This is a genomic window from Spirochaetota bacterium (assembly GCA_025061835.1).
Taxonomy (GTDB): Bacteria; Spirochaetota; Brevinematia; order DTOW01; family DTOW01; genus SKYB106.
Genome location: JANXAC010000001.1, coordinates 105,920 through 126,742, shown reverse-complemented (window position 1 = coordinate 126,742; position 20,823 = coordinate 105,920). Strand labels below are relative to the sequence as shown.

At 34.4% G+C, this 20,823-nt stretch carries 16 protein-coding genes; 12 read left to right on the top strand and 4 right to left on the bottom strand.

Annotated features, from left to right (window positions below):
• Positions 1 to 9: 9 nt before the first annotated feature.
• On the bottom strand, positions 10 to 1,788 hold the full coding sequence (locus NZ579_00595) for a SpoIIE family protein phosphatase (GenBank protein ID MCS7298442.1): 1,779 nt from the start codon (positions 1,786 to 1,788) through the stop codon (positions 10 to 12).
• Entirely contained in the window at positions 1,760 to 2,278 is a 519-nt protein-coding gene (locus NZ579_00590; protein ID MCS7298441.1) for an STAS domain-containing protein, read from the bottom strand. The genes NZ579_00595 and NZ579_00590 overlap by 29 nt, the downstream gene beginning before the upstream one ends.
• A 145-nt stretch (positions 2,279 to 2,423) precedes the next feature.
• Between NZ579_00590 and trpS the strand changes: the two genes are divergently transcribed.
• Positions 2,424 to 3,404, top strand: coding sequence for a tryptophan--tRNA ligase (gene trpS / locus NZ579_00585; protein ID MCS7298440.1), 981 nt, complete (start codon positions 2,424 to 2,426; stop codon positions 3,402 to 3,404).
• 10 nt (positions 3,405 to 3,414) lie between these two features.
• Complete coding sequence (gene galE, locus NZ579_00580) at positions 3,415 to 4,389, top strand: UDP-glucose 4-epimerase GalE (protein MCS7298439.1); 975 nt, start codon at positions 3,415 to 3,417, stop codon at positions 4,387 to 4,389.
• 437 nt (positions 4,390 to 4,826) lie between these two features.
• Here galE and NZ579_00575 read toward each other — a convergent pair whose 3' ends face one another.
• Positions 4,827 to 6,167, bottom strand: a complete 1,341-nt coding sequence (locus NZ579_00575; GenBank protein ID MCS7298438.1) for a hypothetical protein — start codon at positions 6,165 to 6,167, stop codon at positions 4,827 to 4,829.
• A gap of 75 nt (positions 6,168 to 6,242) precedes the next feature.
• Here NZ579_00575 and hisH point away from each other — a divergent pair, with 75 nt between their 5' ends.
• The 10 genes from hisH to NZ579_00525 all read left to right on the top strand — a co-directional run bounded on the left by hisH (position 6,243) and on the right by NZ579_00525 (position 19,991).
• On the top strand, positions 6,243 to 6,860 hold the full coding sequence (hisH, locus tag NZ579_00570; GenBank protein ID MCS7298437.1) for an imidazole glycerol phosphate synthase subunit HisH: 618 nt from the start codon (positions 6,243 to 6,245) through the stop codon (positions 6,858 to 6,860).
• 1 nt (position 6,861) lies between these two features.
• Positions 6,862 to 8,655 carry a DNA primase gene (dnaG, locus tag NZ579_00565; GenBank protein MCS7298436.1) on the top strand — a complete coding sequence of 598 codons (1,794 nt, stop codon included), beginning with the start codon at positions 6,862 to 6,864 and terminating at the stop codon, positions 8,653 to 8,655.
• A gap of 279 nt (positions 8,656 to 8,934) precedes the next feature.
• Entirely contained in the window at positions 8,935 to 9,729 is a 795-nt protein-coding gene (flgG, locus tag NZ579_00560) for a flagellar basal-body rod protein FlgG (protein MCS7298435.1), read from the top strand.
• Positions 9,730 to 9,732: 3 nt separating this feature from the next.
• Entirely contained in the window at positions 9,733 to 10,686 is a 954-nt protein-coding gene (locus tag NZ579_00555; protein MCS7298434.1) for a M23 family metallopeptidase, read from the top strand.
• Between the two features lie 176 nt (positions 10,687 to 10,862).
• Complete coding sequence (gene fabD, locus NZ579_00550; protein ID MCS7298433.1) at positions 10,863 to 11,780, top strand: ACP S-malonyltransferase; 918 nt, start codon at positions 10,863 to 10,865, stop codon at positions 11,778 to 11,780.
• A gap of 42 nt (positions 11,781 to 11,822) precedes the next feature.
• Positions 11,823 to 15,689 (top strand): translocation/assembly module TamB, encoded by a 3,867-nt coding sequence (locus NZ579_00545; protein MCS7298432.1) that lies wholly within the window; start codon positions 11,823 to 11,825, stop codon positions 15,687 to 15,689.
• Positions 15,690 to 15,754: 65 nt separating this feature from the next.
• Positions 15,755 to 16,120, top strand: coding sequence for a 30S ribosome-binding factor RbfA (rbfA, locus tag NZ579_00540; GenBank protein ID MCS7298431.1), 366 nt, complete (start codon positions 15,755 to 15,757; stop codon positions 16,118 to 16,120).
• Positions 16,107 to 17,123: a bifunctional oligoribonuclease/PAP phosphatase NrnA gene (locus tag NZ579_00535; protein MCS7298430.1), complete on the top strand. Its 1,017-nt coding sequence runs from the start codon at positions 16,107 to 16,109 to the stop codon at positions 17,121 to 17,123. Before rbfA ends, NZ579_00535 begins: the two co-directional genes overlap by 14 nt.
• Entirely contained in the window at positions 17,120 to 18,856 is a 1,737-nt protein-coding gene (locus NZ579_00530) for an NAD+ synthase (GenBank protein ID MCS7298429.1), read from the top strand. Before NZ579_00535 ends, NZ579_00530 begins: the two co-directional genes overlap by 4 nt.
• A 187-nt stretch (positions 18,857 to 19,043) precedes the next feature.
• On the top strand, positions 19,044 to 19,991 hold the full coding sequence (locus NZ579_00525) for an RNA polymerase sigma factor RpoD/SigA (GenBank protein MCS7298428.1): 948 nt from the start codon (positions 19,044 to 19,046) through the stop codon (positions 19,989 to 19,991).
• On the opposite strand, the gene NZ579_00520 is transcribed toward NZ579_00525, so the two are convergent.
• Entirely contained in the window at positions 19,984 to 20,823 is an 840-nt protein-coding gene (locus NZ579_00520) for a prephenate dehydrogenase (protein MCS7298427.1), read from the bottom strand. The two genes, NZ579_00525 and NZ579_00520, sit on opposite strands and share 8 nt — an antisense overlap.

Sequence of the window (20,823 nt, the reverse complement as noted above, 5' to 3'; positions counted from 1 at the left end):
AATTGAAGACTAAAGGATCTTTATAATTCCTAGAGATATGTCATCATCATAGTTTGGGTTCTCAACCTTGAAGTTTTTGAGAGTAGTAAGTAGAATCTGACTTATACCATAGGAAGAAAGGTGATAGTTCTTGCTCACGATATCAATAATCCTATTTTCACCAAACATATCTTCATTGCTATTAACCGACTCTGTGATACCATCAGAATAAACAACAATCAAGTCCCCCTTCAGAATAGGAATTTCGGATTGCTCATAAGTAACATTATCATAGATGCATAGCGGTAATCCTTTGTTATAAAGAGGTATAACATCACCGTTTCTTATTAGCAATTGTTGTCCGTGTCCTGCGTTAGAGAACTTAAGCGTCATTTTTTCAATATCTATTAAACCGAAAAATAGTGTGGAAAACATGCTAGTTTCAGAATACTGGAATACTATTGAGTTTGATGCTTCTAAAACTCTTTTCGGCTCTTTGAATTCAAAGGATAATGCTTTTAGAGTTGATTTTACTGCTGCCATAAATATTGAAGCATGTAATCCCTTTCCAGAAACATCTCCAAGGAAAAAGCATAACTTGCCATCCGATACATAAAAAACATCATAGAAATCACCACCTATCACCTTATAAGGTTCAACATAGAAATAAACATCCAATTTAGTCCCGAAATCAAAATTGGATGGTAACATTTCCATCTGTATTTTTCTCATCACTTCTAACTCTCTATCTAGTGCCTTCTTCTCTATCTCTCTCTGATAGGTTCTTATGCTTTCATAGACATAACCTATCTGATTAGCTATCAACTGCAAAAGTTCAATATCTTCTTTCTCAACTTTGCCTAAACCATCAGGGATTTCAGTTATATTTAAAACACCTACAATATCATTATGAGTCCTTATGGGGAAAATCATAAATGAGTTTGCCTTATACCTTGAGGATTTGTTAGGTCCGAATATGGGGTCTATATCAACATTCTCCATCAATATATGCTTACCTTCTTTATACGATACAACCGCAGGACTTTTAAGGTCGTCAATGCTGACCCATAGGGAATCCATAATCTCTTCTTCCAAACCTACTGAAGACACAACCTTCAATATTCTTTCTTTTTCATCAAAGGTCATTATTGAAATTTTTTTTGCCTTGGTTATCTCAGACACAGTTTTGATTATACTTTGGAAAACTTCTTGCGTATTTTGTATTGAGGATATAGTTGAATTACTTATATTGTATAGATATTCTAGTTCTCTAGCTCTATCTTTTATCTTCTTAAGCATTATGGCGTTGTTTATAGCTATTACTGCTTGTTCGGCAAATATTCTCAAAAGTTCTAGTTCATCCTCTGTAAAATCACTGTTATCTACCTTATTCACGATCTCAATAACACCTATAGACACTCCATCCTTTACCAGAGGGACACCTATTATTTTCTGTGTTTTAAGACCTGTTATCTTGTCAATCTGACTGAAGAAACGAGGATCATTCGCTGTATCATTGGATATTACAGGGTTTTGAGTTGAAAATATATATCCTGCTATGCCTTTATCCACAGGTATCTTCAATCCTTCTAATTTATCTTTGCCATCACCATGAACAACCTTGAAACTCAAAAAATTTTTGTCATTATCAATCAGAAGGATTGATCCACCCGATGCGTTAAATAACTCCCTAGCAGATAACAAAATGTTTTCTAAAATATCTCTCAAATCATAATACGAATTTATCTTTTTGTTTATCTCAAGAATTCTTGACAGATTGCTACTTGTTTTCTCCATTTTCCTGTTCATATCTTTTGAGTTCCTCCCTCAGGGCTTTCTCAAGCGAAGAGAATAATTCCTTATTCCTTTCACCTGTTTGTATAAGATGGTTATGTGTCTCTATAAGTAATTTAAGCTCAACGATATCTTTTTGGATATTAGCCTGAACATCTTTGTATTTGCCTATAACATGAACATCTATATTAGTTATCTTTAGTATATCTATAAGATCCATAGAAGATAGTATCTCTATTATTTTCGGGGGAGGATTTAGAATAAATAAAGAACCTTTCCCACTGTTGGAGAGCTTCTTATCAAAAACTACCATCAGTCCTATGAATGTGCTGTCAAGATGTGTAGCTTTGGATAAGTCAAAGTAAATATTAAGTTTCTCATACTCTTGAACTAGTTTTTCTAAATCTTCTTTTAGGTCTCGGCAATACTCAACCACCCCCTTACCTATAACCTTCACTAAAATACCATCAGAGGTAAAATGTATAGATATGCTTGAACTAGTCATAAATTTACCTGAACCTATCTAGTATTATTTAAGAAATACATCCTAATTTCAAAAATAACAATTTAGTAAGATAAAGTCAAAGAGCCTTCAAGTATTTTTTTAAATTTCTTGTGAAATGAACCAATAGTTCATACAAAATTAGTTTATGGAGAGAGTTTTGAGTGGAATGCGACCTACTGGGTACCTACACCTTGGTAACTATATTGGAGCACTCAAGCAATGGGTAGAATTACAAGATAAGTATCAGTGTTTTTATATGGTCGCCGATTTACACGCAATGACTACAGATTTTGACAGAAATATAAACCTTAGAGAACTTACTTTAGAGATGGTTATAGATTGGCTTTCGTCAGGAGTAGACCCTAACAGGAGTGTTGTCTTCGTTCAATCAATGGTTCCAGAGCATTCAGAACTTTTTGCAATCCTTTCAATGATAACTCCAATAGGCTGGCTTGAGAGAAATCCTACTTATAAAGAAACTAAAGAAAATCTACAAGACAGAGACCTAAACAACATTGGTTTTCTAGCATACCCTGTCTTACAAGCAGCCGATATTGTGATCTACAAGGCAACCAGAGTTCCAGTTGGTAAGGATCAATTGCCACACCTTGAGATAACCAGAGAGATTGTAAGAAGGTTTAACTATCTCTTCGGAGAGGTATTTCCAGAACCGCAACCAATTCTAGGTGAGGTAGCACATGTCTATGGAACTGATGGTCGCAAGATGAGTAAAAGCTACAATAATGCAATCTACTTTAAAGATAGCGAGGAAGAAATATACAACAAGATCAAGATAATGGTTACTGATACGAATAGGATAAGAAGGTCTGATCCTGGTAATCCTGACAATTGTAAAACGTTTCCTCTGTACAAAATATTCTACCAAGAGATTCTTGACACAGTGATTGATGAATGTACATCTGCGAAGATAGGGTGTGTAGAATGTAAGGATAGAATAGCCAAGAAAGTAATAGAAAAACTCTCACCTATAAAGGAAAAAAGGCGATACTACGAAAAAAATATTGATGAAGTTATTGATATACTAAAGGAAGGCTCAAAAAAGGCTAGAGAAATTGCAAGAGAAACTATGGAAGAAGTTAGGGAAGTTATGAAAATGAAGATATAAGGAGGTCTATATGAATGTTTTGGTAGCAGGAGGTGCCGGGTATATCGGTTCTCATGTTTGTAAGTTGCTTTCAAAACAAGGCTATAATGTCATAATATATGACAACTTATCTCACGGTTATGAATTTCTTGCAAAATATGGTAAGCTTGTTCTTGGTGATATAGGTGATAGAAAACAATTAGAACTTACCTTAAGGAACTACAAGATTGATATCGTGATGCACTTCTGCGCTTACATTGAGGTAGGTGAATCAGTTCAAAACCCAAGAAAGTATTACCAGAATAACCTGTATAATGCTTTAAACCTTTTTGATACTATGCTTGATGTTGGAGTGGATAAAATAATATTCTCATCAACCGCTGCAGTATATGGAATGCCAGAGAATGTTCCTATAGATGAAGAAGAAGTGAAAAATCCTATAAATCCCTATGGTAGAACAAAATGGATGATAGAGCAGGTTTTAAAAGATTATTCTGATGCACACGGACTTAAGTATGTTGCGTTTAGGTATTTTAATGCTGCTGGTGCAGACCCTGATGGAGAACTAGGTGAAGCACACGAGCCTGAAACACATCTTATACCCCTCATTTTAGATGCTGCACTAGGAATCAGAAAGTCAATAAAGATATTCGGAACTGACTACCCTACCCCAGACGGAACTTGTATAAGAGACTACATTCACGTAAATGACCTTGCAACCGCACATATAAAAGGTATTGAATTCCTATTTCAAGGTAATAGCTCAAACTACTTCAATCTAGGTAATGGAACAGGCTTTAGCGTAAGAGAAATTATAGATACAGTCAAGAAAGTTACGAAGATTAACTTCCCAGTTGAAGAAGTTGAGCGAAGACCTGGAGATCCACCCATCCTAATAGCAAAGAGTGACAAAGCAAAGAAGGTTTTGAACTGGACACCAGAATATGGTATTGAAGATATAATTAATCACGCTTGGAATTGGCACAGAAAGTTAAGAAACAAGTAATTCAAAGCAAATCTGAAAACTTCGATATAATCGTTGGAGTGCAAAGGATACCTTCACAAATTTCAAGTTATCTTGAATTACCATATAGCCTAAAGATTTTAAAAGGAGTTCCTTGAACTCTAGAAGTAAAATAGAGATTCAGTGTACAATATCTCGGACTACTGTAAAATAACTAACACAAAGATTTTGCCTCAAAGCAATCATCTCCTAGTTGCAAGAAATAAAACCTTAACTCAGTAACAAAGCCCCGAAACTCATATAAAAATTCATAACCAAGTGCATTTCTTTTGTTACAATATTTGAATACTTTAGTGCTGAATGAGCCTCTTAACTAAAAAACCGTCTAGAAGAAAGAGCAAGTTAGATAAAAATAGTTTAAGAACTTACCTGATCATCCAGTAGAAATCAAAATCTACTGACTGATTGAACCTAAAAAATTAGTATTCAATGTTGATAGAACTATAAACAGTGTTTGTAACTATCTGTGATGAGATTATTACTCTCTTGCTCTGAACAACAAGCGGTAGTATCTGTCGGATAAAAGGATTGACTTCCGAAGTGTTTATTCTAACAGTGTTGTTTAATGTAGGTTGCGAATTGATCACTACATTTATTGCTCCCTTATGCTCTTCTGTAAATTCTTTAACATCATTTGCTATATTCCTAACAAAACCTATTAGAATATCTCTATCAGTAGATACTATAAATCTGTTGAATATTACACCTACATAGAGATTATGGTTTTCTTTTATAGGTAGTCTGTAGAATGTTTTGTCAAAAATTGAGAACTTAAACACATCTCTTTTTCTAGCCATTTCTCTAGCCATTCTATCAATCGTCCTGATCATAAGGTTTTGGTCGTTTACTGAAGATACGAACATTATTTTGTTGTTGAGTTCGTTGTTATAACCGTATATAAAGAATGTTGAGGGACCTACAAGATTCGTGATTACTTCAATAGTGTTAACTTCAAACTCCTTCTCAAAGTTAGTAAGGATTTTGTATATTCCTAGATCAATGGTTCTCTCAAAAAAGCGAATGTTGGAAATGATATCTATCGGTCTCATCTTGAGGTCAATAATTATTGGAATACTATCCTTTTGAAATGTATAACTTATGTTGTCAAGCCTGAACGACTGATTTGTTATCTCAAGCATAACGGGAGTTTGAAAGAGTTCTAGTGAAATCAAGTTAGAAGATATTGTCTTCAACTTAACTACTAGGTAGTTCTCTGAAAATGCTAAAGGTATCTTGAAAGGAGTTATTGTGTCAAAAACAGGGTTTGACAGATATACATTATAGTCACTTGGAAGTTGTGATACCATACTTTTCTCAAAGTCCTTACCAGTCGCTATTATGTAGTCTCTCGTGAATGTAAAACTTGTGAATGCTAGTTTATAGAGTATATTTTGAAGTCTTACTATTCTCTCATCAAGGTTTGTTGTGCTTATCGGTAGTATTATGAAAGGTTGCCCCTTACGATTAAAGCCGAATCCAAACTCTCTATTTGTGCTAATTCCTATACTTTCAAGATTACTCAATTCAGTTATATCAACACCGAATATTTCTTCAAAATATGATTTTATAGAGCTCATAGTCTCGTTATAAGATCTTGGGAACATAAGCAAGATGAGATTTGACAAGTTCTCGTTAAAATACTTAAAACTCTGGAATTTTACAACTAGAGCAGGTTGTGATGGCAGGAGATTGTTTACGTTTGCGAATATTAATGCTTGAGTTGTAGTTAGAATCAACAAAATTCTCAGTACCAACCTCATAAAAACAAATATATTCAAAAGGTTTGAAGTCTTTCAAATTTATAAGCAATCTAGGTTTTTGTTTATAATTTTCTTATGGTTGGAATCATAGACTATGGAGCTGGTAATATAAGAAGTATGATTAACGCTATCGTTCGTGTTGGAAAGAGTATGGGGATTGAAGTTGTAGTTTCTTCTGATATAGAAGTCCTTAGGGCATCTAGTAAGATAATACTTCCAGGGGTTGGCGCTTTTGGAGATGTGATGAAAAACCTAAAGGAAAGTAAGATTGACGAGTTTGTTAGGGAATGGATAAGGAGTGGTAGAAAGTTTATGGGAGTATGTGTTGGGCTTCAAGTTCTTTTTGAGATTGGTTATGAAAATGGAACTTACGAAGGATTAGGGATTCTTAAAGGTGAAGTTGTTAGGTTCAGATTTGCTCAACCTATACCACATATAGGTTGGAATCAGGTAAATGTTAAGAAAGAAACTCTGTTTTTCAACTCTGAAGATGAAGGTAAGTACTTCTATTTCGTCCATTCATTCTATGCAAATCCTAAAGATAATACTGTGGTAAATACTACAACCGACTATAACGGAGAGGTCTTTACATCATCAATACTTGTTGATAACATTTTTGCAGTTCAGTTTCATCCAGAAAAGAGTCACAAGAACGGCGAAAATATCATTAGAAAGTTCCTACAGAATTTTTAGTATGGACATAAGGGAAATCATATCCAACATAAAGAGTCTCGTTAGGATAGAAGATGTTATAGGTAGATACATAAACCTAAAGAAGTCCGGTAAAAATTATATCGCAAACTGTCCGTTCCATAATGATAAGACACCTTCTTTTACTATCTCTCCAGATAAGGGGATATTCCACTGCTTCGGGTGCGGCAAGACTGGCGATGTCATAACTTTCGTTATGGAGATTGAGAAAATATCATTTATGGAGGCAGTTAGAAAGGTTGGAAAAGAAGCAGGAATCGATATTGATAGTTATCTGTCAAGGACATCTAAAAGTAGGTCAATAATCTTATCTCTAAAGCAACTCAATATGGAAGCACAGAAATTCTTCTACTACTACCTAACCAAAGGAGACAAACAAAAGATAGGAATAAACTACCTAAAAAGTAGGAAAATAGACTCAAAAACTGCAAAGAAGTTCAAGTTTGGTATGTCTCCAAACTCAAAAGATTTGTTGTATAGATACTTGAAGTCAAAATTCTTCACTGATGAGACGATCTTTGAGTCAAGACTTGTGGTTAGCACAACATCAGGACCTATAGACCTTTTGAGAAATAGACTAACATTTCCTATTGAAAACGAATATGGTGATATTGTTGGTTTTGCTGGCAGAACACTTTCAGAAGACACTAAAGAACCAAAGTATATAAATCTACCGGAGACACCAATATTCAAAAAAAGACAGATACTTTTTGGTTTAAACAACGCAAAAAATGCGATAAGAGAAACGGGAAGAGTTTTCTTGGTAGAAGGGTATTTTGATGTTATATCTCTTCACAGGAAAGGGATTGATAATGTTTGTGGGGTTATGGGAACTTCTCTTACGGTTGAGCAACTTAGACTGATAAGTAATATAGCCAAAGAGATATATCTATTCTTTGACTCTGATAATGCGGGGATAAACGCAGTTGAGAGAGCAGTTTTTCTTATAATGAACAACTCCGACCTTGATGTAAAGGTTGTAAAAGTTAGTCAGAAGGACCCAGATGAGTTTATCAAATTTTACGATAACAAGGGAGAGGTGATAGATGAAAAATTGTTACTATCTAATTCTATGAGTGTAATTGATTTCTTTATTGAGTCCTACAAAGATTTGATGAGTAGTGTTGATAAAAACTCAAGGATGTCTCTTGTTCTAAAATTTTTTTCGCTAATATCTGTGTTTAGAAATCTATACGACAAAGAAGAAGCGCTTAAAAAAGTCTCTGAAATGATGGGAATAAGTCAGACCATAATGCGTTCAGAGTTTGAGAAGTATCAAAATAGACAGCGTATTACCATTGATAACATTATGGTAAATTATTCAAGTCTTTCTCTTAACACTCTGGAACTTATACTCGCTTACATGATATCCAAAAACAACATTCTCATAGAGACACTAAAGTCGGAAGTAGATATAAGTGATATAAGAGATGAAACTGCTAGGTCATACTTATTCTTTCTTGAGAATTACCTTATAAGTGAGGAGATAGATGATGAGACTATAAATCAACTTTACCTACTACAGTCTGAAGTTGAGTCAAAAGTCGCTGGATTTGTAAGGACTTACTCCGAAAACCTAAAGGAAGATTTTGACTTCCTTCTAAGTCTCTACAAGATAAAGAACATAAGGGAGAGGAAGAGAGAAATTCAAGCAATAATAGAGAGAGTATCAAAAGATACAACGGACCAAGAGATACTTGAAGAATTGCTAGAGGAGAAGCATGTCCTTGCGATGGAGGAGAAAAAGATAAAAGAAATTAAGAAGATAAGTTATTAGGTGTCTCTTTGTCTATCTAACACGACAAAACGAAGTTAAATCAGAATAGTTAGCAAGACAGGTAGTGTAAATTGTGTAAGTTTAGTATATGTTAGTGTATCTAAAACTAGTAGAGATAGATTGAAAATTCTTAGGAAATTTCAGGTTTTCTTGGAAAACAAAATTCTACGAAGCTCTTGTATTTAAGACTTGTTTAATTCTTCTGTACCTATTGTTTCAAACATTGAGTTTGTTCAAATTTATACGAAAATTAGGATTAGTTGTGATTTGGAGGTAGTTATGGTCAGGTCGCTCTGGACTGGAGCATCTGGGATGATAGGAGGACAGTTTAACATAGATGTTATATCAAACAACCTTGCTAACATTAACACAACTGGCTATAAAAGAAGTAGAGCAGAGTTTGAGGAATTACTCTATCAGACACAGCGAATGGCAGGAACTCCTTCTTCTGAACTTACAATCTATCCTGTGCCGATACAGGTTGGACTTGGTGTTAAACCTTCGGCAACATTCAAGTTTCACACACAAGGAGCACTACAGAATACTGGTAACAAACTTGATGTAGCGATAGCAGGTGAGGGATACTTCAGAATAGTGCTACCTGATGGAACATACGCATACACAAGAGATGGTTCATTTAAACTGGACTCAAACGGAGAATTACTAACATCAAACGGGTATAGGTTTGACCCTCAGATAGTATTTCCAGAAGGTTTTAGATTTGAGAGTATAAAGATACTTGATAATGGGATGGTGTATGCTAAAGTTTTTGACTCAAACGATGAGATTGAAGTCGGTCAAATAAAACTCTACAGATTTACAAACCCTGCCGGACTTGACAGTATTGGTGAGAACCTTTTCAGGGAAACACCTGCTTCAGGTCCTGCTTACGAAGGAATACCTTCAAAAGATGGTTTTGGGAAACTTCACCAAGGTTTTCTTGAAATGTCAAATGTAAATGCAGTTAGAGAGTTTGTTGATATGATAGTAGCACAGAGAGCTTATGAGTTTAATTCAAAAAGCATCCAAACAACCGATAGTATGCTTGGAACTGCAGTTAATCTGAAGAGATAAATTATGAGCCTTTATAGGCAAATCCTTAAACTTAATTATTCGGTAAGAAGAAGACTATTTATACAACAACTACTACTGGCACTTAAAGAACTCGGACCTATCACCATAGCCCTAATATCTCTAGTGATGATAATAGTGTCTCTATACAGTATTATCTCAAACCTAATTCCTTCACTTGTATCAAAAAGTGATGAATATATCATACATCTTTTTTACAGAAGATACTTGGGTATTGATGTATCACCGATACAAATTAAAGAATACAAAGTAGTTAAAGGAGACACACTACTAAGTATATCAAAGAAGTTAGGCACTTCCATAAGCACACTAGTGAGTCTTAATGTTTTGTCATCGCAATCTTTGGCGGTTGGAAAGAATCTTCTTTATGCGGAAGAAGATGTTGTAAAGTATAGGAAGGCTGGTAGTTTCTCTGTATTTGATGTTGCGAGTAAGTATAATGTTCATCCATTTGAAGTGTTCATAGCAAACGGCTATAAAATGCATTTCAAGAATGAATGTCTAGTTCCGGGAGTAGAATTGAGTTGGCGGGAGATTACTGATATGCTTGGTATAGGTTTTTTGAAACCACTTCTAGGTAGATTTACATCTGGTTATGGGTATAGGATACATCCAGTTTTAGGCCTCCGTAGATTCCATTCAGGTCTTGACATATCCGCACCTTACGGGTCTCCTGTGAAATCTGCAATGTATGGAATAGTTGAAAAAACTGGATACGACGAAGGATATGGATACTTCATAGTCATAAAACACAGTTCATCAACTAAAACGCTATACGGACATCTTTCTAAAATACTGGTAAAAGAAGGCCAGAGAGTAAGTAGAGGACATATCATAGGAAGAGTAGGTGATACAGGTATGACAACAGGACCACATCTACACTTTGAGGTCATAAAAAATGGAAGAAAGGTGAATCCTAAAAGGTATATAGTTAGATAACTTATACTTTCGTAAGTAGATATGTCTATTGTTGGATAATCATTGTTTATTCCCATAAAGATTAATTCCAAGTTTGATTAAATATGTTGATCTGCCAAATTCTAGAACCTATAGAGTCAAGATGAAAAGTAGATAGATATGGATATATCCGATTAAAATTTCTTGGGAGGTTGTTTATGAGAAATGTAGTTTTAATCTTTCCGGGACAGGGGTCTCAATCGGTTGGAATGGGTAAGGACATCTATGATAGGTTTGATTATGTGAGAGAGATGTTCAAAACTGCTAGTAATGTAATAGGAGTAGATATGGAGGAGATAATATTTAGAAGTAGTGAAGACACACTTAAAGACACGTACAACGCACAACCAAGTATATTCCTAATCTCTGCTTGTATGTTAGAGGTTATAAAGAGAGAGATTAAGGATATGAATATTATCGCTGTTGCGGGGCATAGTCTAGGTGAATACTCTGCTCTCTACTCATCAGGAGTGTTTTCGTTTGAAGATGGTGTGAAGATTGTGAGGAAGAGAGGAGAACTTATGTCCAAGGCAGACCCTGAAGGTAAAGGTGGTATGGCAGCAGTTATAGGACTAGCACCAGAGAAAATAAAAGAAATATGCGATAAACTCACAGACCAAGGTAAGTATGTAGAACCAGTTAATTACAATGCACCTGACCAGACTGTTATATCCGGTTATAGATCAGCTATACAAGAAGCAACCGAACTACTCAAGTCTGCTGGTGCTAAAAGAGTAATTGAATTAGCAGTATCTGGAGCATTTCACTCAAAGCTTATGGAAGCTCCAGCGAAAGAATTTAGAAAGTTTCTAGAAACCATAAACCTATCTTCACCATCCATACCAGTGATAGCAAACTACAACGCAAAACCATACCCATCTTCAAAAGAGGAAATGTTGGATATTACGGAAAAACAAATGTACTCACCCGTTCTATGGACGAGCATAGTTGAGTATATAAAATCACTAAACCCAGATCTTGTAATAGAAGTTGGTCCCGGACAGGTTTTGAAAGGATTAGTAAAAAAGACTGTTCCTGAAATTAATGTTAGCACTTTTAGTGAATTAACTTTCTAATTTTCTTGAGTGTTAGATTTTTTAGTATAATTTTAATGTAATATGAAACTAAGTTTTTCACCAATTAAGGTAGTTATTCTAATAGTTCTAATGTATTTTCTTGTCATAGGTCTTGCTAACATACTGGTTAATTCAAACAAGGATGTATTAATGGAGCAACTTGAAACTTTTGATATATATGCAAAGGTTAAGAGGGTGGTAATTACTCCAGATCTTTTAGTAAGGGTAGAGGGTGTTGAAATTTCTAATTCTGACTTCATAGTGACCTTGAAGGATATTGAATTAATGATTGACGTAAGAAAGTTAATTTTAAGAAGAATACCAATAAGTTATTTGTATACATCCAATGTAGTAATACAACTACTATCAATTAATTCTTCAACTACTGGGACAAATCAGTTTGAAAGAAAGTATATTTACGATATTCTAAATCTACTGCAAGGCTCTAGATTTAGGTTCAATGATATTACTATTATCACTGAAGGTATTCGTGTAGGAATAGATAATACATCTATTAATGTGATAGATGGTAATGTTGTATTTGATGTCTTGACTCAGATAAAGTTGGATCTTAACGAATCTACACCAATACTACAATCTACACTTGAGTCGTCGGGTATAATAACAATAGATAATCAGGGAAACATAAGCAACCTAAACGGTTTTTTGGTTTTCACGAGTAATCATTTGTTTAATATAGGTATTGTAGATGTCAAGGTTCATCTTTCAAAACAGGATGATAGAATAGTAGGAATATTTCTAGATCCAGACTACTACGCATATATGGAACTTTCTTCCGAAAACATAAAGTTTGAAATTCAAGTTTATGACCTTCTCGACAGGCTCTATCCTGTGAGTTCTTATCTATCCGCACTGATACCACCAGAATTCGCACCTGATGTTGAAAACATGTTTAAAAGTATTTTAAAGGACTCAATTATTACTTTTAACCTGTCAAGTGATGGAACTTTTCTAAATGTAATCTCCACGAATTTCTACATATACTACAAAAGACTTGATGAAGATACTACTCTAAAAGTAAGGTACAGAAATACGAACAGTAAGAGGTTGTCTATTGACCTTGAGAATAGAGTTTTGTCGTTTTCAATCAAAAACTTCTATTTAGGAAAATTAAAACTTGATGGATATTTCCTTTCGGAAGTTAAAGATAACATAAAAATTAACTCATCTTATATTGATATTGGTCCTGTTAAAGGGAGTTTGTTGAACGGGATGATTATAAATTCAAACAGGATTGTAGTTGTAAATAGTTACCTAGATGGAAGTATAAGATTGGATAAACTTGACGGAAGGATTGAGATAAAGGATAAGTTATTGTCTCAGATTTTAGGGAATATTCCTTTTCTAAACTCAAGTAATATTATAGTAGTTGTAAGTTTTTCAAACACTAATTTTCTTCTTTACATAAACGGAGAGAATGATCAAGTTATTGCTGATGTTAGGATTAACAATAACTTTATAAACATTAAGAGGCTCAACATTAAAAACCTTGAACTCTCACTAGAAGGAGAGATACTCTACAATTCAGACTATGCAACAGGTATAGTTAAACTCAAACGACAAAATATTGAGGATTACTTTAGAGTTACTGGTAATTCATCAAAAATTAGTCTGGTCTCTAGAAAGTATGGTAGTATTGATCTAGATATCAAAGCACTATTGGTAGAATTATCACTCAAAGACATACCTCTAGGAGATTTGACGCTTACGAAATTACAGGGTATAGTTGGTGATAATATAAATGTAGAAATTGGTCTGAAGTTTGGAACCTTTCATCTCAAGTCTGACCTAATAGGTAGTTTTGAGAGTATTGTAATAACGAATGGTTTTATCTATACCGAAACTAGAGCAATTGAATTCTCTGGTGACCTGAAAGTAAGTGATGGAGTGATATCTAGACTAAAAATAGGTGACTCAAGGATATTGGTTATTCTAGGACTTCCAGAAAGATTAGATATAATAGCAGACTTTAAAAAACTTCCATTAGCGTTTGGTGTTATATCTTGGATAGATGGTAGTTTGAGAACAAGATTAAACATGACAAAAAAACATCTCTATGAAATGATTGAAGAAATCATAGCAGACCTATATTTAAAAACTGAAGGTATATTCAACAGGGTTAGGCTAAACGCTTATAAGGATGAAAGTATTAAGATAAATGCTACAATTGTGAATTACTATAACATATTCTACTTATACACAGCATTTAACAAAAATTCATTGTCTTCAAGATTATACTTTAAGGAAAGGGTTGGGAATGCAAGGACGAGTAGGGACGCTATACAGATTACCGGGAGATTTTTAGAAGATAAGTTTGAGGGAAGTGTAAATGTTGATACACAAGGATTCTCGGGTCTTAATGAGAAATGGCAAAGAAGAATCGTTGTAGAAGGTAATGTTATCAAACTTGAAGGGACTGGAGATGGACTTAATATTTACAAGGATAATGACACCTTGACAGTATCTTACACAAGAGATAATGAAAAATTGTATGAATATAAAGCGGACATTCAAGAAGGAGTAGTTGATGGTTATTTGAACGGTAGGATACCAGTTGAATTCCTTATCGTTCCTGATTTTGTGGATGATATAGAAGGTATGTTGGAATTTGGGAAGACAAGAGTTGTCATAAAACCTGATGGATTGGATATGCATGGGTATGCAATTCTATCGCTAAAATCTATCAGGATCAATTTTATCAACTCAGTATTTAGTGTCCAAAGAGCGAATGTAGAACTACGAGATAGTAAAATCATAGCCAAAAACATACCGTTGTCAAGTGGTAATATTACCGTAAATGTATCCTCTGTTATAGACCTAAAGAATATAGGAGATCCATCGCTTGATATATCAATAGTTAATTTAAGAGGAAACTTGAGTTTAAACCTAGATTTAGGGGGAGGTCTCATAATTCAAGGACCTTCCGTAGCAAACCTTAATATAAGAGGTAGAGCAAATGCACCACAGATGAGTGGTAATATCAGATTACTTGATAGTTCAAAAGTATATTACTTTATCGTTCAAGTAAGTCAAACAGACGAGTTCTTTGGTTACAACTTCGCCCAGATAGCAGATTGGAATTTATCTATATCTATGACCAACTCGCACTTTGAATCTGAGGTTATAAACGGTAGAGTAGATTATGGGAATATAGTAGTAAAAGGTAGTTTTGCTAAAAACACACTACTCTTAACGGGGTCTGCTAACATAAGTTCTGGTAGTCTTATATATCTAGGTAAGAACTTCAACATTGATAACCTGAGAATAGTTTTTTCTGGGGAGGAGATGGATTTTGTTCCTTTTGTAAGTGGAACACTGTACACTTATGCTTTTGACAACAGAACGGAAGAGAATGTTAGGGTAATTATGGATGTATCTGGAAAGGCAACATCAATTAGGTCTTCGTTTAGGTCACAACCTGAAAGGAGCCAATCTGAGATAGCATCGTTACTAGGATTACCAACTGAATTAAGGGGGACTCTAAAACAAGGTATATCACTTATAGAGAAAGTTGGTTTGTATGAAGCGTTATCATACAATGTAAGAAGATATACGGGTCTTGATGTATTCACCTTTAGGTCACCGTTTGTATCAACATACTTCCTATCTCTTGTTGAGGGAAATCCTTTCTTCACATTTAGAGACATTATGAAAGGCACAGAATTAAGGATTGGTAAAAATATTATACCAAATGTATTACTTGAATATAGATTACTTATTGATACAGTTGGTAATGAAAGTGAATTTACTAATGTTATGTTGCACAATTTTGTTGTTAGTTGGTCTATTTACAATTTCTTCCTAGAATTCCAATACTCCTCATCACTAGTTGAAAACAAGCCTACATTTGAACCAAGGTTGAATGTAAGGTATAATAGAAGGTTTTGAAATTGAAATTCTTCAAACTTCGGTTGAAATTGAAAACTATTATTACTATTATTAATCCTTTATGTATGGCTAAAGAATTGCGAATAAAGAGAGTATCTTCCTTCATACAAAGCGAAATCTCAAAAATAATTTCTCAACTCCGAGATGAGAGAGTAAAAGGTATTATAAGCGTTTTTGATGTTGAGTTATCAAAGGATCTAAAATATGCAACAGTAAAGTTGAGTATCTTTTCAAGTGAAAAAGAAGATATAAAAAGCAGTATAAGGAGTCTTATAAAAGCAAAAAGCTTTATAAGAAGAAGTTTAGCAAAAACCTTGAAAACAATCCATTCACCAGAGATATTCTTTGAATTTATTAACCTAGACGAAAGTATGAAAGTGTTTGAAATACTAAAAGAGGTTAAAGGAGATTTAGAGTATGATAGTAAATGATAGGATCGCAAATTCGACTATTGAAGACATAAAGGAAATACTAAAAAAGGAAGATAAGTTTGTTATAACCTTTCACGTAAATCCAGACTACGATGCTGTTGGTTCATCTCTCTCGCTCTCCTATATACTCAAAAAACTCGGTAAAAAAGAAGTTTTAGTGGTTAGCGAAGAGAGAAAAGAGGTTTTTGAAAGGATATTCTCATTCATACCAACTTGGGACAGTATAAAGGGGGTTGAAGAACTGAATAATATAGATCTATCTAACTATGTTCTAGTAGTCCTTGACAGTGGTGAGAAGAAAAGAATAGGTAAAACCTTTCAGAAACTCATATCTCAATTTAAGACAGTTGTAAATATAGACCACCATCATGACAACGATATGTTTGGCGATTACAATCTAGTTGAACTTGAAGTAGTCGGAACTGGAGAAATAGTGTATAACATAGCAAAATCTCTAGGAGTAGAGATAGATAAGGATCTTGCTATGCTTATCTATCCTGCTATTGTAGGTGATAGTGGTTCGTTTAGGTTTGATTCGGTTAGACCGTATACACACATAATTGCTTCGGAATTACTCAAGACTGGTATAAAACCATCGTTCTTCACAATGGCAATGTTCCAAAACAAATCTCTGAACTTCATAAAGTTTGAGGGAGAAGTCTTTCTGAATATCAAAGCGTGTTGTGATAGCAAGATAGTTTGGGTTGTAATAACAAATGAGATGATGAAAAAGTATGGTGTATCCGATAATGAAACAGAACCTGTCGTTGAGGATATAGGTAGGATAAAGGATTGTGTTGTGTATTTCACCATAAAGGAAAAGGTAGAGAGAGGATTAATATCAGTTGCTTTAAGAAGCAAAGGTAATTTTGATGTTTCAGAGGTAGCGAAGAAACTTGGTGGTGGGGGACATAAAAATGCATCTGGTGTTACATTTGATCTGTCACTAGGTGTTGAGGAAGTTGAAAAGAGAGTATTAGAAGAATTAAAAAAGCACTTATGAGAATAGGATTAGCACAAATAGATACTATTGTCGGTAATATTGAATATAACTACAAAAGGATTATTACCTACACAAACAAAGCGTTAGATGAAGGATGTGATATCGTTTCGTTTCCGGAGTTATCCTTAACTGGTTATCCACCAGAGGATCTTCTTACAAACAGATCTTTTGTACATCTGCAACTTGGGTATGTAGATAAATTGAAAGAGGAAGTAAAAAACATAATACTAGTCTTTGGTTTCGTTAACCTTGAGAATGATATACTCTACAATTCAGCGGGTATTGTCTATAACGGCAGGATATACATTTACAATAAAACGAGGTTACCTAACTATGGTGTTTTTGATGAGAAAAGATACTTTGGTGAAGGTAACAAAGGGCTTGTTGTGGGTGTAGATGAGGGAAGAGTAAAGATAGGTATCAATATCTGTGAAGATATATGGTATCCCGAAGGTGTAATACTTGATGAAGTCGTAAAAGGTTATGCCGACATACTTATGAATATATCTTCTTCTCCTTACCACATCAGAAAGGGAAATGAAAGAATTGAAATGCTGAAGACCAGAGCGAGAGACTATAGAGTTTTAGTGACATACACAAATCTTGTTGGTGGTCAGGATGAACTAGTATTTGATGGAAATAGCCTAGTAATATCACCGGATGGCAACATATTAGTGAAGGCTAAATCCTTTGAAGAAGACCTGGTAGTAGTGGATATTCAAAGTGAAGAAATGACATCTAGAAGACTATTAGACCCAAGGTATAGGTTCCTAACAGAGAGATATAGACAAACATATGATGTCGAATACATACTTCTTGACTACAAACTGAAGAATAATACAGATAGGAAATACTTCTATTTTAAGCATGAAGAACAACCAGAGGAAGAAGAAATAATTCAAGCACTGCTGTTGAGTATAAAAGATTATGTTTCAAAGAATAACTTTTGTAAAGTTGTTTTAGGTGTTAGTGGAGGTATTGATTCTGCTCTAGTTGCTTACCTATGCGCTAAGGCGCTAGGTAAAGATAATGTTATTGGTGTAAGTATGCCATCAAGATTTTCTTCAGAAGGGACAAGAAATGATGCGAAGAAGGTTTGTGAAAATCTAGGTATAAGATACATTGAACTGTCAATTGAGAATATTTTTAAATCATACCTCTCGGAACTACAGACTTCATTTGAAGATAAGCCTTGGGATATAACTGAAGAGAACCTTCAAGCAAGAATTAGAGGTAATATCCTGATGGCACTGTCAAATAAGTTTGGATGGCTTGTAGTATCAACTGGGAACAAAAGTGAGTTAAGCATGGGATACTCAACACTATACGGGGATATGGTAGGAGGATTTGCACTGATAAAAGATATCTACAAAACTACAGTTTATAGATTAGTTGAGTATATAAATAGAAAAGAGGGTTTTGATATAATACCTAGAAGTATAATAGAGCGCCCACCAACCGCAGAACTTAGAGAAAACCAAAAAGATGAAGACACTCTCCCACCATATCATATGTTGGATAAAATTCTGAAAAGATACCTAGAGGCTGAACAATCACCTACTGAAATCTCGGAAGAAACTGGTATTGACATAAAACTCATTAAGCATGTTATAGAAGTAGTAGATAAAAACGAATATAAACGCCGTCAAGCACCAATAGGGACTAAAATAACACCTAGATCATTTGGTAAAGACAGACGATATCCTATTACCAATCAGTTTAAATACTCATAGATACTTAATTAGTAGTTTCTTCTATATGTATAATTTTTATCCATCATATATGGATATTTTTTATACAATTTAAACTGACTTGTTTTTTTGAGCGAAATATTGGATAGGTATTTACAAATGTATTTAGGAAGATTGACTGAAAACTTGGCACAGTATTTGTATATATTGAAGATAAAAGAGGGACTTTATGTCAAAAGATAAGATTAAGGATAACTTTTTTGGATCGGAAGATCCTGTAAAGATCCAAGAGGATTTAACCAATATCTTAGAAGAAGCTAGACACAGCAGCGCAAACAGTGAAAATGTTGTTTTGAAATACTTTAAAGCGGTTGAAAAGTTTCCGCTTCTCAAAAGGGAGGAGGAGATAGAACTTGCTAAGAGGGCTTCAGAAGGAGACAAGGAAGCAAGAGCAAAACTTATACTTTCTAATTTAAGGTTTGTTGTAAGTGTTGCTAAAAGTTATATAAATACCGGTATTCCAATTGCTGATCTTATCAGTGAGGGTAATGTTGGACTCATAGTTGCTGTTGATAAGTTTGATTACAGAAGAGGACTACACTTTATATCCTACGCAGTTTGGTGGATAAAGCAGTCAATACTCAAATACATATCAGAAAGGTCTAGACTTGTTAGATTCCCTATGAATAGGACGAATGAGTTACTGAAGATAGAAAAGTTTATAAAAGAATACGAGATGAAGAATGGATCTCAACCATCTGTTGAAACTATATCAAAGGAACTCAACATAAAGGAAAAGGATGTTCAAATATTGCTGAACAGAAAAAGCAAAAGTTATGTTTCTTTTGATGATAATGTGTTTGACGACAACGAGGCAACTTATGGTGATATTCTTAATATAGAGAACCAAACTGTTGAACATCCAGAGAAGACTATTATGAGAAATGCTTTATCCGAGGAGATACGAAGTATAGTTGAGGCACTACCTGAAAAAGAAAGAGAAGTAATAAAATATAGGTTTGGTTTCTACGGAAAGCCATACTCTCTAAAAGAGATTGGTGAGATAATGGGTTTCACTAAAGAGAGAGTTAGACAGATTGAAAGTAGAGCTATTGATAGAATGAAAGAGATAATAAAGACTAGATCACCAGAACTACTGGAGATAGGCTTCATTTAATACTATCTCTGAAATTTTTGGCTTTCATAAGGCTCTCTAGTAAAGTATCCCAGTTCTCTACTTTTACATAGTCTCTAAATGTTCGGATCACGGATATGAAATCCTCAAGTGCATCTATTAAATTATTCTTATTTCTTTTGAATATATCAATCCACAGATGAGGATCACTTTTGGATACTCTGGTTGTATCTATAAGCCCTTTTCCAAATATTCCATAAAACATGTCTTTGGAAAACTCAGATTGCGAGAGTAGTTTTGACAATGCAAATGACACTAGATGTACTAGATGACTCGTTTGAGATACGATCTTGTCGTGAACTTCAGGAGATAGTAAGATGACGTTCATATCTAGGTTATTCCAAAATTCAGACACTATTTTTATCTGTTCTTCGGAGTTATTCTTGGGAGTTACAACGCATGTTGCGTTTAAGAATATGTTTGGGTCAGCATTTTCAATTCCTGATTTTTCGCTACCTGCCATCGGGTGAGAGCCTATGAAACTGGTATCATTTATCTCTTTTACGATCCATTCTTTTACGCTTCCAACATCTGTAAATATTGTTCTAACTCCAAAATACGACTTAAGGGTTCTAAAAACTTCTGGTATTGTTGACACAGGAGAGCATATCACACAAAAATCAATGTTTCTCGTTTCTACAAGTTCTGAATAATCAAGAAGTAAGTCAAAATATTTGGAAAAGTTGTTCTTTCTTACACTCTCAATGTTTCTTGTTATTCCTACAATTTTTGAGTTAGGATACTTATTCTTGACTGCTATTGCTATACTACCACCTATCAGTCCTAGACCTGCAATAGCCAACCTATCAACCAA

Coding starts and splice junctions, on each gene's coding strand:
- fabD (MCS7298433.1), top strand. CDS start 10,863: ATGAGAAATGTAGTTTTAATCTTTCCGGGACAGGGGTCTCAATCGGTT.
- NZ579_00530 (MCS7298429.1), top strand. CDS start 17,120: ATGAGAATAGGATTAGCACAAATAGATACTATTGTCGGTAATATTGAA.
- flgG (MCS7298435.1), top strand. CDS start 8,935: ATGGTCAGGTCGCTCTGGACTGGAGCATCTGGGATGATAGGAGGACAG.
- NZ579_00595 (MCS7298442.1), bottom strand. CDS start 1,788: ATGAACAGGAAAATGGAGAAAACAAGTAGCAATCTGTCAAGAATTCTT.
- NZ579_00590 (MCS7298441.1), bottom strand. CDS start 2,278: ATGACTAGTTCAAGCATATCTATACATTTTACCTCTGATGGTATTTTA.
- NZ579_00555 (MCS7298434.1), top strand. CDS start 9,733: ATGAGCCTTTATAGGCAAATCCTTAAACTTAATTATTCGGTAAGAAGA.
- NZ579_00525 (MCS7298428.1), top strand. CDS start 19,044: ATGTCAAAAGATAAGATTAAGGATAACTTTTTTGGATCGGAAGATCCT.
- NZ579_00545 (MCS7298432.1), top strand. CDS start 11,823: ATGAAACTAAGTTTTTCACCAATTAAGGTAGTTATTCTAATAGTTCTA.
- hisH (MCS7298437.1), top strand. CDS start 6,243: ATGGTTGGAATCATAGACTATGGAGCTGGTAATATAAGAAGTATGATT.
- rbfA (MCS7298431.1), top strand. CDS start 15,755: ATGGCTAAAGAATTGCGAATAAAGAGAGTATCTTCCTTCATACAAAGC.
- NZ579_00575 (MCS7298438.1), bottom strand. CDS start 6,167: ATGAGGTTGGTACTGAGAATTTTGTTGATTCTAACTACAACTCAAGCA.
- NZ579_00535 (MCS7298430.1), top strand. CDS start 16,107: ATGATAGTAAATGATAGGATCGCAAATTCGACTATTGAAGACATAAAG.
- galE (MCS7298439.1), top strand. CDS start 3,415: ATGAATGTTTTGGTAGCAGGAGGTGCCGGGTATATCGGTTCTCATGTT.
- dnaG (MCS7298436.1), top strand. CDS start 6,862: ATGGACATAAGGGAAATCATATCCAACATAAAGAGTCTCGTTAGGATA.
- trpS (MCS7298440.1), top strand. CDS start 2,424: ATGGAGAGAGTTTTGAGTGGAATGCGACCTACTGGGTACCTACACCTT.